The organism is Streptomyces sp. NTH33 (assembly GCF_003236365.1).
GTDB lineage: Bacteria > Actinomycetota > Actinomycetes > Streptomycetales > Streptomycetaceae > Streptomyces.
In genome coordinates this window covers 1-1864 of the sequence record NZ_POTZ01000800.1, presented here as the reverse complement: position 1 = coordinate 1864, position 1864 = coordinate 1, and the positions used below count along the sequence as shown (strand labels likewise).

Genomic DNA, 1864 nt, shown 5'->3' with positions numbered 1-1864 from the left:
CACGCCCTGCCCCCTCAGCTCCGACTGCCGCCTGCGCGGCGCCCTGCGCCGGGCCCAGGAGGCCTTCTACGCCACGCTCGGCCCCCTCACGGTCGCCGACATGGTCGCGGCCCCGACGGGCCCGCTGGAGATCGTGCTGGTCCTGGAGGGCGCCGCGCGGGGCGTGCCGTCCGTGCCCGGTGTACGGGTCGAGGAGGCCGCCGGCAGCGGCGACGACCACATCGTCCGGCTGGCTGCCGCCGCGGTGGACCGGGTCCGGGTGGTCGTCACCGCCGACCGCGAACTGCGCCACCGGGTCACCGCGGCGGGCGCCGGCACGGTGGGACCACGCGCGGTGTACGGCCCCGGCTCCGGCCAAGGGACTGGTCCCGGCGCAAGTTCCGGTCCCAGCGCGAGTTCCGGTCCCGGCGCAGGTCCCGGTTCCGGCGGCCGGGACGCCTCCGGCCAGGGAAAGTGATCACGGGCCGGATCCGGACCGGGGTAAGGCCCGGGCTGGGCCCGGGGCCGGCCCAGGTCGGCCCAAGTCGGCTCAGGGCCCGATCCGGGCCCCGGTCCAAGGTCCGACCCAGGAACCTGTCCGGGAACGGCCCGGGGCCCGGCCCGGAAACAGGCCAGACTTCGGCCCGGAAACAGCCCGGGGTCCGACCCAGGGTCGGCGCGGATCCGATCCGGAAACAGGCCAGGGCCCGGGGCAGGGTCAGCGCGGATCCGGTCCGGAAACAGCCCAGGGCCCGGGGCAGGGTCGGCGCGGATCCGGCCCCGGGCCGGTCGCCAGGGCGGTCCGCGGTGTGGCGGGCTCGCAGCCGGTCTCGCGCGTCAGTTCAGCGCGGCCTGGTACAGCGACACACAGGCGCTGGCGACCAGCACCCCCAGGACGATCTTCTTGAAGCGCGCCGAATCCGTACGGGCGAAGACGCGGTCCCCGCACCACCAGCCCACCAGCAGACCGGGGAGCCCCACGCCGACCAGCAGCAGACCGTCCACGGTCAGCCGGCCGACGGCGAGGAAGCCCGCGAGGGCCAGGGCATCCTGGACGCAGAACGTGGCCTGGAGCGTCGCCCGGAACTCCCGGGGTGCCAGTCCCATGGCCTGGAAGGCGGCGACCAGCGGCGGCCCGTTCATACCGGTCGAGGTCAGCAGCGCCCCGCTGGCGACACCCGAGACGACGGTGGGGCCCGCACCGCGCCGGAAGGTCATGCCGCGGCCGATCAGGAACGCGAACACCAGCACCACGCAGGCGATGAGGACCGACAGCGAAGGGGCGCTGAGCACCGTCATCGCGAGCAGCCCGAGGGGCATGCCCACGAGTCCCGCTCCGCTCACCAGGCCCGCGATGCGCACATTGACGTGGTCCCTCTGGTGGACGCAGACCGCCAGCGAGAGCACTCCGCCCAGCGCGGTGACCACGACGATGGCGTTCTGGGGACTGGTCAGCAGGGTCAGCAGCGGCACGGCCACCAGCGCGAACCCGAAGCCGCTCAGCGCCTGCGCGAACGACGCCAGTGCGATGATCAGCGCGACCTCGGTGATCAGGGTCGTCACGTGCATCCTCCCCGGCCCGCTGTCGCCGTGGGGGCCCGTCCGTCCTCGTACCTCTTTCGCACACTACCGGCCGGGCGAACGCCGACCGCCCAAGGGGTGCCCCGCGAACCACCGCAGCCTCTAGCCCTGCCCCTGCCCCTGGCCCTGGCCCTGGGGCTGGGTCCGGGCCCTGTCCTGGGCGAGCCTGCTGTGTGTGCGGCCGTAGAAGAAGTAGACGCCGAAGCCGATGACCATCCAGATGGCGAAGCGGAGCCAGGTCTCGGCGGGCAGGTTGACCATCAGCCAGAAGGAGGCGCAGACGGAGAGGACCGGGGTGACGGGG

2 protein-coding genes and 2 pseudogenes are annotated in these 1864 nt (G+C 74.0%); 2 read left to right on the top strand and 2 right to left on the bottom strand.

Annotation, left to right across the window (positions count from 1 at the left end; all coding sequences use genetic code 11):
* Together C1I97_RS40410 and C1I97_RS36390 are read left to right on the top strand one after the other, a co-directional pair.
* Positions 1 to 127 (top strand): annotated as a pseudogene (locus C1I97_RS40410) (transcriptional regulator); the annotation flags it as partial.
* Positions 104 to 337: pseudogene (locus C1I97_RS36390) on the top strand (NTP pyrophosphohydrolase); the annotation flags it as partial. The pseudogenes C1I97_RS40410 and C1I97_RS36390, both read left to right, overlap by 24 nt.
* 479 nt (positions 338 to 816) lie before the next feature.
* On the opposite strand, the gene C1I97_RS36385 reads toward C1I97_RS36390, so the two are convergent.
* Both C1I97_RS36385 and C1I97_RS36380 read right to left on the bottom strand, forming a co-directional pair.
* Entirely contained in the window at positions 817 to 1542 is a 726-nt protein-coding gene (locus C1I97_RS36385) for a sulfite exporter TauE/SafE family protein (RefSeq protein WP_181447084.1), read from the bottom strand.
* 120 nt (positions 1543 to 1662) lie between these two features.
* Positions 1663 to 1864, bottom strand: a 202-nt coding sequence (locus C1I97_RS36380) for an amino acid permease C-terminal domain-containing protein (protein WP_309147860.1), incomplete at its 5' end; no start/stop codon positions are given.